Annotated in this window: 14 protein-coding genes; 4 read left to right on the forward strand and 10 right to left on the reverse strand. The window is 58.0% G+C overall.

What is annotated here, in order from left to right; genetic code table 11:
- From CAI21_RS19735 to CAI21_RS19760, 6 genes are all read right to left on the reverse strand, one after another.
- Positions 1-430, reverse strand: a 430-nt coding sequence (locus tag CAI21_RS19735) for a phospholipase effector Tle1 domain-containing protein (protein WP_147305184.1), incomplete at its 3' end; no start/stop codon positions are given.
- Positions 376-1488 carry a hypothetical protein gene (locus CAI21_RS19740; protein ID WP_116303869.1) on the reverse strand — a complete coding sequence of 371 codons (1113 nt, stop codon included), beginning with the start codon at positions 1486-1488 and terminating at the stop codon, positions 376-378. The genes CAI21_RS19735 and CAI21_RS19740, both read right to left, overlap by 55 nt.
- A 358-nt stretch (positions 1489-1846) precedes the next feature.
- Positions 1847-2242, reverse strand: coding sequence for a BON domain-containing protein (locus tag CAI21_RS19745; protein WP_181919550.1), 396 nt, complete (start codon positions 2240-2242; stop codon positions 1847-1849).
- A gap of 260 nt (positions 2243-2502) precedes the next feature.
- The gene (locus CAI21_RS19750) at positions 2503-3033 is read right to left on the reverse strand and encodes a DUF421 domain-containing protein (RefSeq protein WP_116303871.1); all 531 of its coding nucleotides are present in this window, start codon (positions 3031-3033) and stop codon (positions 2503-2505) included.
- A gap of 120 nt (positions 3034-3153) precedes the next feature.
- Positions 3154-4155, reverse strand: coding sequence for a Kelch repeat-containing protein (locus tag CAI21_RS19755; protein WP_116303872.1), 1002 nt, complete (start codon positions 4153-4155; stop codon positions 3154-3156).
- A 137-nt stretch (positions 4156-4292) separates the two neighbouring features.
- Entirely contained in the window at positions 4293-4841 is a 549-nt protein-coding gene (locus tag CAI21_RS19760) for a hypothetical protein (RefSeq protein WP_116303873.1), read from the reverse strand.
- Between the two features lie 462 nt (positions 4842-5303).
- On the opposite strand from CAI21_RS19760, the gene CAI21_RS19765 reads away from it, so the two are divergent.
- Positions 5304-6446 (forward strand): GNAT family N-acetyltransferase, encoded by a 1143-nt coding sequence (locus CAI21_RS19765; RefSeq protein ID WP_116303874.1) that lies wholly within the window; start codon positions 5304-5306, stop codon positions 6444-6446.
- A 64-nt stretch (positions 6447-6510) separates the two neighbouring features.
- Here the strand turns inward: CAI21_RS19765 and malE are convergent, their stop codons facing one another.
- Positions 6511-7701, reverse strand: coding sequence for a maltose/maltodextrin ABC transporter substrate-binding protein MalE (malE, locus tag CAI21_RS19770; protein WP_181919551.1), 1191 nt, complete (start codon positions 7699-7701; stop codon positions 6511-6513).
- A gap of 354 nt (positions 7702-8055) precedes the next feature.
- Between malE and CAI21_RS19775 the strand changes: the two genes are divergently transcribed.
- Complete coding sequence (locus tag CAI21_RS19775) at positions 8056-9279, forward strand: ABC transporter substrate-binding protein (protein WP_116303876.1); 1224 nt, start codon at positions 8056-8058, stop codon at positions 9277-9279.
- 17 nt (positions 9280-9296) lie between these two features.
- On the opposite strand, the gene CAI21_RS19780 is transcribed toward CAI21_RS19775, so the two are convergent.
- The gene (locus CAI21_RS19780; protein WP_116303877.1) at positions 9297-10454 is read right to left on the reverse strand and encodes an alpha/beta hydrolase family protein; all 1158 of its coding nucleotides are present in this window, start codon (positions 10452-10454) and stop codon (positions 9297-9299) included.
- Positions 10455-10888: 434 nt separating this feature from the next.
- On the opposite strand from CAI21_RS19780, the gene CAI21_RS19785 reads away from it, so the two are divergent.
- Entirely contained in the window at positions 10889-12166 is a 1278-nt protein-coding gene (locus CAI21_RS19785) for a hypothetical protein (RefSeq protein WP_220348915.1), read from the forward strand.
- Positions 12167-12185: 19 nt separating this feature from the next.
- Here CAI21_RS19785 and CAI21_RS19790 read toward each other — a convergent pair whose 3' ends face one another.
- Together CAI21_RS19790 and CAI21_RS19795 are read right to left on the reverse strand one after the other, a co-directional pair.
- Entirely contained in the window at positions 12186-12635 is a 450-nt protein-coding gene (locus tag CAI21_RS19790; RefSeq protein WP_116303879.1) for a flavodoxin domain-containing protein, read from the reverse strand.
- A 65-nt stretch (positions 12636-12700) separates the two neighbouring features.
- On the reverse strand, positions 12701-12910 hold the full coding sequence (locus tag CAI21_RS19795) for a DUF2795 domain-containing protein (protein ID WP_116303880.1): 210 nt from the start codon (positions 12908-12910) through the stop codon (positions 12701-12703).
- A 224-nt stretch (positions 12911-13134) separates the two neighbouring features.
- Here CAI21_RS19795 and CAI21_RS19800 point away from each other — a divergent pair, with 224 nt between their 5' ends.
- Positions 13135-13794, forward strand: a complete 660-nt coding sequence (locus CAI21_RS19800) for an undecaprenyl diphosphate synthase family protein (protein ID WP_116303881.1) — start codon at positions 13135-13137, stop codon at positions 13792-13794.

The following is a 13794-nucleotide window of genomic DNA, read 5'->3' on the forward strand; positions in this document are numbered from 1 at the left end:
GCAGGCTGCCGTCGGCGGCCTTGATCGAGGAGAGCGGAAAGTTCTCCCGCACCTCGTCCCGCGCCGTGAGGTGGTAGACGGTTTGCGCGGCGTGCGGGTGCAGATCGAGGATCACCGGCCCCGGAAAGCCGATGCGCGAGAGGATGTTGTTGTTGCGGTTGTTGCCGGGCCGGCCGACCGAACCGACGGTGTCGAACAGGCCCACGAAGCGGATCACCACCGTCAGCCCGCCCCAATAATCGGGCTGAGTGCGGTTGATGCGATGGACGACGTTGACCAAGGCCCGGATCAAGGCCGCCCCGCGGCTGAAACCGAAAAGATCCAGATAACCGTATTTTGCAAGTGGAAACTGTCGGTAAAAAAGCTTCATCCGCTCTAATATCTGGGCAATACGCCGACCGAGACTGTGGGCGATGCCGAGATCGAGCATGTCGAAAAAGGTTCTGTCCTCGCTCTCCCGAGTGCCACCCCTGAGATATAAAAGCTACTTAACGTTCCATCGTAAAAGCGAGGGTACAACTCATACAACTTCGCCACATTCGTTGGCCGTTTCGTCTCGTGCTCGCGGTCGCGAAAGCGGTTGTTATCGGTGCCGTCGGCAAACACGCCGAACTGCGGCGCCTCCAGGCTCGCGCGCAGGATCGGGCGGTCGCCACGCTTGTGGTGGTCGAGGAGATGCAGCAGCGCGTCGTCGTCCAGCGTATCCAGGTGTTCGTGCAGCTTGCCCGGCTCGGCCAGGATGGCGAAGGGGACGTGCTCAAACACCGCCTTGCGCTCGGCCCGGTGCACGGCGGTGAGCGTGTAGGCGTCGCCCTCTTTGAGCTTGCCGAAGCGTACCGACTCGTGCGCGCCTGCCGCCGGACCGCGGGTGGTGCGCTGGATGTGATAACCGCCGGGGCCCTCGAGCACCAGGCGGCGCTCGCCGGTGTTCACGCCCGGCACCAGTTCGATATCGAGGCTGTGTTTCGCCACCTCGCCGGTGTCGCGGCCGACGGGTAGCGTCACCACGTTGTCGTCCGGCGTGGCGGCCGAGGGGGAGCGGCGCCCGGCGGCTAAGGCCGCGACACCGACGGCGGCGACCGCCTGCGCCACGCGCGCTAAGCGGTAGCGGCGCAGGGCGTACGCTCGCTCGCCGGGCAGGCGGCCCGTGGTGGCGCTGTCGATTTCCTGCCATTGGCCGTGGCGTTGGACGAAAAAGCGGGTATCGCGGTCGCGGTAGCGGTAGCGGGCGCTGTCGGGGCGGAGCACATACCACTGGCTCCAGTGGCCGGGGAGTTGGGCCAGCACTGCCCGGGGCACGGTCTCGATGCGCTGCTCGGCGGCGGGCGGGTTGAGTCGTCGTAATCGCCGGCGGTGCGTTGTCAGTGCGCGGTGGCGGGCTTCAAGCGTGGGGTAGTACGGGTCCGTGTCGGCGCTCGTCGCCAGCGCGGACTCCAGGGCGGCGATCTCGGCATCCAGTCGCCGAAGCTCCCTCTCCGGATGGGCCATTGTTGTTATTCCTGTGATTATGGATGCCGGTTATTGTTAGCGAAGATCGGCGCCTTTTCCAGGTTTTTTATCCGGTTTTTCGTGATATTTACTCACGTTTTCGCCAACTTACCGACACCGGCACACCGTTTTACCGCCTTATGGAGGCATAACATATCCAGTGGGCGCTTGCGCCGCTCGGCGATAAGGACTTGAACGCTACCGGGCAGGACAGCGATCGGAAACAAGTGCTGATCGCACTTTGGCGGGGTGGTTGTTTGGTTGGGGTTGGGAGTGGTGCGCAGCGCACCAAACCACCAACACCAGAAACAACCACAACCTCACCAAAGCACGACAAACCAAAATCACCCCAAGCAGCTCACTCGGGTTGTTGAGCCTCGGGTTGTTGAGCCTCGGGTTGTTGAGCCTCGGGTTGTTGAGCCTCGGGTTGTTGGAGCTCAGGTTGTTGATGCGCGCCCGGCTCGCCTTCCGGCGGCTGCGCCGGATCCGGGGGGCTCACCTCCGGCTCTGGCGCGAATACTTCCAAGCGGTTGACCACCTCTTCAACCCCCTCGACCTCAAGCGCTAAGGCTTCAGCGACATCGAGCAAATCAGATGAGCGCACGGTACCCACCAGCTCGACCACACCGTCCTGCGCGGACACAACCAACACCCCGGACTCGGTCAAAGAGTTCTCATCCAAACGCTCCGTAACGGCTTCGATCAAGGCTGCATCGGCTTCTCGATCGTTAGCCCACGTGTTGAGCGGAAGCATAAAGGCGCCAATGAAGGCTCCAATGGCAAGGATATATCCTCGCCTCCATCTCTTTCGCATAGATTCATCCACACTAAACGACTCGTTCGCGCTTCCCCGCCGGCAACACCTTCGTTACTGCGGCGAAACGGACACCTGCCCTCGTCAGGATAGACCAACAAATGCTTAGTGGGGACGGCCGGACGCATAATTAACAAAAGATGAAACTCGCGAACAAAGTGCTCGCCTGCACCTACACTTGAGCAGTACCGGCAGCCGGCCTATTCCGACCTGCCTTTCACGTCCTTCAGCATGTTCTCGTCTCCCTGCTGAGCGGTTTGAATGACCGAAAAGCCCCCATCGGACTCCATAACAATGGCCGCCACATTAGCAAAGGAGCCCACACCTTGTTGCCGAACCGCGGCTTCCAACTCCTTCTCGGTGATCTTCTCTCGCCGCATGGCCTCATACAAGAACTCTCCCTTGTAATAGAGCAACGCAGGTTTCGACTTCAGCAGCTTAGCGAAGCGAGGCCAGCGTATTTGCGCACTCGCGAGTATGTACTGAAGGCCAATTAACAAAGCGAAAGCCGTTACCGCTTCCGTCAACCCAACTTCAGTAGCAGTCAGCACACGGCCGTAGGCCGACCCCAGCGCCACGGTAATCACGAAGTCGAAAGGACTTAATTGGGCCAGAGCACGTTTGGTGCCAACTCTGATCAGCAAAACCAGGGAGATATAGCCTAAAGTACCGACGACAAGAATACGGGCAACCGCATCCCAGCCATCGAATAGAAACACGACCTCGCTCATACAAAACCAAGCCTCGACGTACCGCCATCGCTGAGCTTGGAGATAGTACTCCCGGCATGACGTCGCAATACAGCAGAGTTCGGGCGGGCGACCAGAAGCCGATTCCAACCCTAAAGCTACTCAGGCTCCATAATCTGAAAGATGGGCGTCCACGCGGTTACCGATAGCAGCCCGTGACGACTTGCCCGCCCACAATGACCACGCGCCCTTGGAAAACGGCCCCATCCGCTCCGTGCACCGCCAAGGGCGGCGCGGGCGCCGGCTCCCATTGCGGATTATCTGCTTGCGTGTCCAACATCCAGTGTCGGTCATAAACTCCGCCGCCGACCAATCTCGGCTCTTCGCCCCCAAAAATATAAATCCGACCGTCAACGACAGCTTCCGCAGCGCCGCTTGTCGGCTCCGGCAAATCGGGACCGCGCTCCCAGGTATCCATTGCCGGTCGTAAACATCGACCCGACTGACGCTATCCGGATTACGGCCGCCGATAGCCCAGATTTTGCCGTTAACCTCCACAACGGATAGATGGTCTCGTGGTTCGGGAATCGGTGCGGTGACCGCCCATCCTTCGTGATCGGGACGATATACGAACGTGTTTCCGCTCTCGCCAAAACCGCCAATCACGAAAAGACGCCCGAAGTACTCAACCATGCGGTGCCCCCAGCGCGGCTCCGGCAACGGCGTCATAGCCTCCCAATCGCCGCCCGGCCGCCAACGCCACACCGTGTCCGTACCCTGCCATGGATCGCCTTCCAAAGACTCTGCTCCGCCGGATAAAACAACCGCTCCATCCAGCACGGCGGCCGCAGCATGGTGCCTGGCCGCCGGTAACGAAGGCCCCTGGCGCCAGGCATCGGTCTCGGCGTCGTAAAGAAAGACGTCATTCACGACTTCGCCGAAACCTGCTATTCCCGATAAGACGACCAACGTCTCCGCACCGTTCTCCCGTGGCAGCACGGTGGTCGCAAGCTCGCCGAAGGGGCGTGGCAAGTCAGGGCCTAACGTCCAGCCGTCACGCTCTTGCGGCACCGGTTTAACCAGCAGCAGCCAAGCGCCCATAGCCAACGCGATAACGACAATGACGGCAACCAAAACACCGATAGACCGCAGCCACACCCTCATAAGGCCCTCCTCGGGAGACGCTGAGAACTCCTTGCCCAAGTCGCAAAAAAAACCGGGAAAGCTAATACAGCTTACCCCGGCCTTGAGCACTTAACGATATACCGTACGCTGCCTCGAATGACAGCGCACGATAATGATTAAAATCTAAAGGATACCGTGGCACGACCCGCCAACGGATAATGCAACCGAGCATAATCCGCCTCAACCCGCCGTAGATACTTCCTTTCCATATAAACAGGAATATCGACGGAGAACATTAACCCGATATTCTTCCAGTTATAACCTAAGCCAGAGACTAACGCGACAGTTGGGTACGACAGATTGCTGCCGGAGTCCGGGTTATTCCAGGAATAAATCAGGGACGCCCCCATCTGCGAGGTAAACCCTTCGCTAGCCAAGTTATGCCCGGTTAAGACGGCAACGTCGATGCCGTGTAAAGAACTGTTGCTCGAGTTGTTTTCCGCCATAAACGAGCCGACGCTGAGCGCAAACCCGTCGTTGAATGCGCACTTGGCCGTCAAGCTCCCTCCTTTAAACCGCTGTCGCGTCGAACCCGAGGAGTCCATCAGAGGCGCCGCGCTGATATAGGGGCCGACACCGATAGAGCCAGATTCGCAGACAGAAGCACCACTAAGCCCCGGCACCGCCAGCAAAGCGCCTAAGCCAATAATTTTCGCAGCTTTCATTCTCTCTCACCTTCCATAGCAACGTTGGATTTTGACCGGCAAAAACCGCTCTAGCGGTACTCTCACCCGCTGGAGAGGCTCTTCCGATCGGTGGACTAAAATGCTCCCCAAAGGAGACCATACAAATACTAGTAGGATATGCCGAGAACGCACCTAACAATAAGAACAACGCTCATCGGAAAACAAAAGCACTCTTAACAATATAATAATTAATAAATAAACCATTCCCTAAACAAAAACACAGCCTAAATATATCGCTCTCAAAAATGAGCATACCGACAAAACAATTTCCTCTCCAAACGCGGGAGGGTATATTCCGGGATACTGACAAATCATCGTGTCGCCGATGCTCCGATTCGCGCTGGCGAACGACAAAGCATCTACCCTCTCGCCCCGATAGACTGGAACCAAGGCCGTAGGAGTGTTGCAATAGCATTCTCGGATGGCACAGCGGGACACTCCATGACGTTACGCTTCTCCTTTGTCGAGCGAATCGCCGAGATCGGTGCCGACGGCTGGAACGGACTCGCCGACACGGACTACCCTTTCTTGCGCTACGAATATCTACAAGCTTTAGAGGCATCCGGCTCCGTCTCGGAAGCAACCGGCTGGCTTCCATACCATCTCATCGCCAGGTCCGATGACGAGAAAACGGCGGTCTTGATGCCGCTGTACCGAAAAATGCATTCCTGGGGCGAGTACGTCTTCGACTGGAGCTGGGCCGACGCCTACGAACGTTACGGCCTCCCGTATTACCCCAAGCTTTTGACAGCCATTCCCTTTACGCCCTGCGAAGGCCCCCGTCTCCTCATCCGCAGCGATATCGATCCGCAGGCGGCCATGACGCAAGCGACAACAGCCATCGAAACCTACGCCGAACGCGAGCGGATTTCGTCCTGGCATGTGCTATTTCCCGACGTAGACGCACAAACGGTGCTCGACGGCACGCATTTACTACAACGCCAAGGCGTACAGTTCCACTGGCAAAACCCAGGCTGCGAGGACTTTGAGGCTTTTTTGGGTTTATTGACCTCGCGCCGACGAAAGAACATCCGGCGAGAGCGGGCCAAGGTTCGGGAGAGCGGCTTTACCTTCCGCTGGCTGGAAGGAAGGGAGATTACCGACGCGCAACTACACTATTTCTATGTTTTCTATCAGGCCACTTATATGAAACGCGGCCAACGCGGCTACCTGAGCCGCACATTCTTTGAAGAGATTTTACGCACCATGCCGGAGCAAGCCCTTTTGGTCTTCGCCGAGCGCGAAAATCGCCCGGTTGCAGCGGCCTTCTTTTTCAAAGGTACGAGTACACTGTACGGCCGCTACTGGGGCTGCTTGGAAGAGTTCGACCAGTTACATTTCGAAACCTGCTACTATCAAGGCTTAGACTATTGTTTAGCGCAGGGGCTGCCGCATTTCGACGCCGGCGCTCAGGGCGAACACAAATTATTGCGCGGTTTCAAGCCTCGCATCACCCGCTCTTATCATTGGATAGCGGAATCGGCGTTCAGAGATGCCATCGCCGACTTCCTCAGGCAAGAAACACTCCAGGTGAAACGCTACTTCGAAGAGGCCGAAACCGTCTTACCCTATAGGCATTCGTAGCTATCGGTTCGGAGCGTCGCTCCCGCCTCCTGGCTGAGCGGGGACAACCGCCCACCCACACTCGTCAGCGGCCGCGGCGTATGCGATCCGCAGCCTCATCAAGTCGAGTCGCGATATCGTCGATACGGCCGTCTCTTAGCTCATCTAAAAACGTTTGCATTTCTGCCCAGAAAAGCGTCATCTCCGGGTTGTTTGGCATCGGATTGCCTAAGTGGACGTTATACATCGTCGAGCGGATCCAGGGGTCGGCTGACAGCTCCTCGTATAAAGCGGCGTTGGCCGGAGTCCCCAAGGGCACATCGTCGTTGATCGTCCGCAGTGCTTCTAGCTCCAGCAGGTAGTCTTCCACGAACACCGTTGCGGCATTGGGCATATCGGTATAGCCGGTAATCATCGCCCCCAGCACGCCCACAAACGGTTTCCCTGGGTTACCTTGAATGGAAGGTATCGGTCCAACGCGAAAATCGATCCCCGAATCCTTCAGCTCGCGCCAAGCCCAAGGACCATTGATGATCATCGCTGTCTGCCCAGACCTCATGCTCTGCATCATGTCGTCGTAACTCGTCTGGGGATCGAGCACGCCGGCTTGATAAAGCTCGGACAACAGCTCGGCACCGCGCACGCCACCGCGTCGATTGATACCGACATTGGAGGAGTCATAACCGCCGTCTTCGCGCCGCTGGAACGGATAAGCGCCGTTCGATGCCATCAAAGGCCATGTGAAATACGTATTGCCGGTCTCCCAAGCAATGGCAGCGATGCCCTTTTGTTGGAGCCGCGCGTGAAGCTCCGGCAACTGCTCAAACGAATGAGGCGGAGCGTCGATGATGTCGGTGTTATAAATCAACCCGATCGCCTCGAAGGCCAACGGATAGCCCCAGACCCTACCGTCGAGGGTAAACGCATCCCAGCCGATCGCGTAAACTTGGCTTCTCAGCTCATCCGAAGGGGCGACAGGCCTCACACGCCCTGAATTAACCCAATCGCCCAAACGGTCATGCGGCCAAATCCAAATATCCGGCCCTTGCCCCGCCGCATCGGCAGCATCGAATTCGCTCGTTCCGGGTTTGGGAACGACCTCAACAGCGATTCCCGTATCAGCCGTAAAACGGGCGGCAACGCGACGGATGCCCTCGTACCCCTTATCGCTACCGACCCAAAGCACCAATGCGCCCTCTTCAAGGGCGACATCCGCTTGCCTGTCCGCATTGCCGCAAGCTGTCGATAGCAGCAGCAAAGCGGCCAACAACGACAAGCCGAAAACGTACCCCCGACGCGAAAGGAGAGCAGGGATTTCATGAGCATACCCACCCACACAATGTAGAAAAGCTACAGAACAAAAATTATTCTTTCGTGAAGCTCACCGCCGCCCAGCACTGCCAGAAGACACGTGTTTAATCTTAAAAAACATTGTCCTAGAAGGCAGCCAGACAACACCTTCTAGGACAATGAAAAGGGGGGCTAGCATGGCAAGCTAATCCTGTTGACTCTCACAGGAAGCAAAATCATAATGTAGCATCACTACATAAAATGCAACTAGGCAAATCCTCAGCAAGAAAAACAAAACCTCGGCGCCGTTGGCTGACAGCCCAAAAAGGAGGGATCCGCGATGACAACCCTAAGCCGCTCGCTGCGCGGCGCGGTACTTGCCATTATTGCCACGGTATCCGGCAATGGCATGTCCGCCGGCATTTCCGACGGAGAAATTCGGGTTGCCTTAATGACCGATATGGAAAATGTCATGTCGGATCTCGCCGGGCAAGGTTCGGTGATTGCAGCCCAGATGGCCATCGAGGATTTTGGCGGCCATATCAACGGACATAGAATCCGGCTGTTTCCCGTCTCCCATAACAGCGACGGCGAGCTCGCAATCAGCCAGATCCAGGACTTACACTCGCGGAAGAACATTGACGTTATTGCCGATATGGTGATGGCCGATACCGCGATCCCGCTGCAAGGCTTTGCCGCTAGAAACGCTATTCTTGCGCTGCATAGCGGCTCGGACGCTTCGACATTAACCGGCGCCAATTGCTCTCGAACCGGCATTCATTGGGGGCAGGATACGTACGCACTCGCCTCAGGCATCGTGCAAGCAAGCGGCGGCATCCCCACCAAGTGGTTTTTCGTTACCGCAGACACCTATTCGGGGCATAATCTTGAGCGGGATGCACGCGCCCGGTTAGAAGCGGCCGACAATACGGTACTCGACGTAACTCGCCATCGTTTTGGGACCCAGGACTTCGGCGAGTACATTCTTGCCGCCCGCAACTCGCAGGCAGATTTCATTGCACTGGCAAGTTCCGGCGCCGATGCCCGCCACGCCATACGGGAGCTTTACGAGCACGACTCCGATGCGCCTCGGCAAGCGACGCTGGTCGGGCTTTCCCTATCGATTCTGGATATACGCCAGCTGGGCCTGTACATCGCCCAGAATCTACTTATCACCACCGACTACTATTGGGACCAGAACGAAGCTTCCCGCGCCTGGGCCAACCGCTTCCTCCAACGCCACGGCACGATGCCTACTCACGTTCACGCGGCGGTTTATTCCTCCCTGACCCACTACTTTAAGGCCGTAGAAGCCGCAGGCACCGACGATGCACTAGCCGTCGCGCGACAAATGCGCGCCATGCCAGTCAACGACTTCTTCGCCAACAACGGCTACATCCGCGAGGATGGGCGTTTGGTGCGCGACATTTACCTCACCCGGGTAAAAAGGCCCTCGCAGTCGCGCCACGCATGGGATTATTTGGAAATAATCGACACCATCTCCGGCGAGTTTGCATTCCGGCCGCTGACCGACAGCGATTGCCCCTTGCTCAGCATGGAGTAATACGGACGGGCGGCAGCTCAAACGCCGTCCCGCAGCCTAAGCAGGGCAACGGTCGCTCGCCACAAGCGCCAGCGGTCGCGCAATCGCAGGTCGATATCGACGTGATTCAGGCCGCCGACGACGTATAGCTCGCCTTCGCGGACTTCGGCGGCCAAGGCGCGACTATGGGTAGCCGGAATAATGGGGTCGTCACTGCCGTGAATAAGCAATAAGGCCGGCTGAAACCGATCAAGCCGCTCGTTGGCGAGATCCAGTGCTGAGATTTCAGCTTGAATGTCCTCCGGCAGAGCTGCCAACAACACCGACACTTGGTCCGGGTCGCGATTCGTTAATAAGTTGTAAATGGTACGACCTTCTGCTTCCAACTCGGCAGCAAGGCTGTCGATATCGGCATCCGGATCGTGCTGTCGTCGCCTGACCATTTCCTCCAACAGCGCCCGATCCTGCGGGTGCTCGATACGATATAAATAACTACCCAAAAAGCTCCACTTCGCCACTTGCTGCGGCTGCGCCCAGACGCGCTCAGGCCCAAGATCGTGATACCCGGTGGTAAGAAACCGAATAGCATCTTCAACGTCGTAATAGCCACCGATCGCGACCGTAAAATCCAGCTGGCGGGCAACCGCAGGCTCCATCGCCGCCAAAATCATCGGCCCCACAGCGTAACTGAAAGCACCGACGCCGATACGCCCCTCCGGCACCAGCTCGGCATGCTCATGGAGAAAAAGGACGGCAGCGGCGATAAAACGTCGATCGCTCGGATGCACCTGCAACTCTCGTAAGCTGGGCACATCGGGTACCAGCACATTAAAGCGCGCCCGCGCCAGGCCTTCGGCGAAAGCGACGAGACGAGGATCGTCTTTGCCATAGGCGGTAAAACCGTGAGTAAGCACAAAAGCCGCCCGCGCCTCGCTCCCCTCCCCAGGGCGATAGAGATCCGCAATATAATGCTCCCCATCGATCTCGTAGCTTATCTCTTGCCTATGCGGCGATGGCGTACGTCGAGCGAGCGCACCGTCCTCCTCTGCGGCCAGCTCGGATAACAGCAAAGCCGCTTCGTACTGGCGATCTATGGCCGCACACCCGCTCAACCCAGCTCCGAACATCGTTAAAATCACTGCCCAAACCGCCAAGCTCGCGGATACCGGCTGCTCTTGGTTGGTTTGCCTACTCATATAGTCCGATACATGTCTGCTCAAGAAACATCTGTCCGTAGCGAGGGCATATCGATTTTCCTGAGCGAGCCCGCGCACGATCCATCTCGGTTCAAACCAAACCATGCGCCTCACCCGCAGCCGGGACAAGGGTGCCGATCCGTTCGGCTTCCTGTGATTTAGTCCTCACCCCGCAACATCAACCTTCCGCAGCACATGCCGAAGTAATAGGAGACGGCAAGAAAACTCGCTTAAGCCAGATGCCGGGCACGGATGCTCAAGAAGAGCAAAAACCCATACCCGGGGCAGCCGCGCAGCAAGTTCGACGAGTCAACGTCGACAGCTGCTGCCACTAGCAGGAACGCCGGAAGCACCTGCTTCGGGGCCAATCGTTGCGCTAAACACGGCAGGTTCGTCGTGTGCGGCCCGGTAGATGCTTCTGAATCATGATCGCAATGAAACAACAAATCGTTACAGTCGGCCGAGCGAAACAGAAGCGACTTACCCGCACCCTAATGCTGTCGTTGTGTCTGGCTACCACGCCTACGGCCACCGCCGGCTTGAATTGGGACTCGGTGGAGCTACACGGCGACGTCATTGCCGGCTATTTCTACGACTATGCGCTGTTGCCGCGAACGATGGGACGTGAGCGGCAAATGCAACTGATGCGCGCGGTATTAGGCGTCAGCGTGGACATTTCGCCCCATTGGCGTTTCTTTGGCGAGTATAATTTTGTCAACACCGAAATCTACCGGGACGACGACGAGCGCACCCGCCACGACTGGTATCGCAACCTCGGGGTCGACTTGGTTTATTACGGCAACACCGACGCCCGCGAGGCCTACTTCGAGTACAGCTCGGCGCGCGACGCCGATACCCGCTGGCTGGCGATGATCGGGCGACAATTCACGCCCGTCGGCTTTCACCCCGACAGCCTCCCCTATTGGAGCCGAATCGACGCGCCTCATACGACCTTTTTGTCGAACGGCTTATTCACGGGGATCAATTTCGTCGGCGAGAGCGGCTATTGGCGCCTCGATACTTTCTACTTCATGGGACAAGACCATCCTGACCGTAGCTATAACTACTATGGCGTCGAGGTCGACCCACAAGTCAAAGGCAATGCCTACCCCGGCGTTGCAGCGCGCCTGATGTACGACAGGCCGGTCGGCCGCGGCCGAATTCGCGCGCATGCCTCTGGCCATTTCGATAAGCTCGGCTCGGCCATCGGCTCGCTCGAACGGGGCAAACATAACGATTATCGAATGGGCGGCGGTTTTGAAGTTCGCACGCCGCTACCGCGCTGGTTATTCGTGGACACCTTAGAGCTGGGCGCGGAGGCGATGCGGTTTCGCACCGGCTTGACGGCCGACGGCGTACAAGGCAATACGGGCCAGGAAGACACCTACAACATTTACCGCAACGGCTATCACGGCACGATAGCGTTGGAGCGCGGCAAATGGCGCCTGCACTACACCTACGAACAACTTGACCGCGCCGACAGCCAGGTCTTTGGAAAGGTCGCCGAACTCGACCCAAAACACCCTGCCATGGACGAGGTCGAAACGAGCCATATTCTAGGACTTAGCTACGCCTTTACCGACACCTTAACCTGGCGCGTGGTTTATCGTGCGCTCGACAATCCCTTCCCCGAAATCTCGGGAATCGGCACCTATCAAGGCAAATACCACGGCGAAGATAAAATCCTCTCCGACCTTCGCTGGCGTTTCTAAGCGCAGCTCGACCACGCGTCTATTGGCGAATAGCCTCGGCGAACTGGCTGATAGCGGCGCGGTCCTGTGCCTGTAAGCAGGCCGTCGCCACCGGCTGTTTGCCGCTGAGCTCGCTTAACTCGCGCAACGCCGGACGGCTTTCCGCCTCGTCGCCCATCAAAAAAAACGCCACCCGCGGTAGGTCGTCGCGATAGGCTTTAACGAAGGCCTCTACCGGGGCGGTAATATGGCCGTTCTCCACGCTACTGCCAATGGCAACCAAATCGTAGGTACTCGGGTCATGTGTGGGTTCGCCGATATCCTCCTCGGCCGGCCCGCCCCATAACACATTCTTGTTGAAACCGAATAAGCCTTCCGCCGTATGCACTTCGCGGATGAACTCGGTCTCCGCACCGCTCTCCCGCGCTACCGCTTCGGCCACCTCGCGATCCTCGCCCGGCGCCGTGTAATACACGACTAACGTCGACATCCGTCACCTCCCTGTCATACTTGCACGGCCGCCGGATATACTGCGGCTCTTCCCGTTAGCGCCCCCTAATGTAACTGCCCGTAACCCTTCATCACTTCGTCCATGCTGTGGTATGTCACATCGGGCAGACGGGCCAACGTCTCGATGACTTCGTCATCTGCCTGGTGCACCGTGGCGTGCTCAAGCAGTTGATCCTTGTCGGCGGGAAAGTCGAGCCCCCGCAAATATCGAGCTACTCGGATGGGAGAGTCTCTCTCGCCGGTTTGCTTGGCCATGGATCCGTACTCCTTTCGCCAATCCTAAGTGCCGGTGTTGACACGTACATAAGCACCGCTGGCGCGGATACAAGCCAAGCAGAGGAAGCATAAACCAATGCCTTGCAGGCGTAAGCGGTACGCGTTGAATCCTATAGCCACAAGCCTGATCTTCTAGCCTAACGGACTGTTAATGGTCGCCGATACACGGTCGTCCCGACATAGAAGACGAACGAGGCAGGTCAATGAAGCGGATTCCGGAGCACATTGGGATCATTCCCGACGGCAACCGCCGTTGGGCGGTTGAGCGGGGCTTAGCCAAGGAGGAAGGCTACGCTGCGGGCTTACAGCCCGGCTGTGAGCTGCTACGCCTGTGCCGCGAGGCCGGTGTGAAGGAAGTCACCTACTACGGCTTTACGGTGGACAACACCAAACGCCCGGCGGCACAAACCAAAGCGTTCTCGCATGCCTGTATTCAAGCGGTAGAGCTCTTGAGTAAAGAGTCGGCCACGCTGCGCGTCATCGGCAACCGCGATTCGAAAATGTTTCCGCGGGAACTGATTCCCTATACCCAGCGCCAGACGTTCGGCGCCGACGGGATAGACGGGATAGACGGGATAAAAGTTAATTTCCTCGTCAATTACGGCTGGGAGTGGGATCTCAGCGGGCTGAGCCGACCGCAAGGCAGAGAGGAACTCCGCGGTCAGCTCCACTCGGCGGACGTCACCCGGGTCGACCTCATCATACGTTGGGGCGGGCGCCGCCGGCTGAGCGGCTTCTTACCCGTACAATCGATTTACGCCGATTTCTTCGTTGTCGACGATTACTGGCCGGACTTTAAACAAGCACACTTTCGCGCCGCCCTCGCCTGGTATCGAGAGCAAGACATCACTTTGGGTGGCTAG

The sequence above is a fragment of the Alkalilimnicola ehrlichii genome, assembly GCF_003399765.1.
Taxonomy (GTDB): domain Bacteria; phylum Pseudomonadota; class Gammaproteobacteria; order Nitrococcales; family AK92; genus AK92.